The sequence below is a fragment of the Streptomyces sp. M2CJ-2 genome (assembly GCF_016757295.1).
Lineage (GTDB): Bacteria > Actinomycetota > Actinomycetes > Streptomycetales > Streptomycetaceae > Streptomyces.
Map to the genome: position 1 here is coordinate 1 of NZ_JAESIF010000339.1, position 247 is coordinate 247.

General features: G+C 76.1%; 1 protein-coding gene. It reads left to right on the plus strand.

Annotated features, from left to right (window positions below; genetic code table 11):
• Positions 1-247: ketoacyl-synthetase C-terminal extension domain-containing protein (locus JL475_RS39540; protein WP_272933046.1), on the plus strand; the 247-nt coding region annotated here is incomplete at both ends.

The following is a 247-nucleotide window of genomic DNA, read 5'->3' on the forward strand; positions in this document are numbered from 1 at the left end:
CGACTGGTCGGCCGGCGCGGTGGAGCTGCTGACCTCGTCACGCGCGTGGGAGCGGGGCGAGCGCCCCCGCCGGGCGGGTGTGTCGTCGTTCGGGATCAGCGGGACCAACGCGCACGTGATCATCGAGGAAGCCCCGTGCGAGGACAGCGAGTCCGTGCCCGGGACGGTCACCCTGCCGGTGGTGCCGTGGGTGCTGTCGGGGCGCGGCATCGAGGCGGTGCGGGCGCAGGCGGCCCGGCTGGCGGAC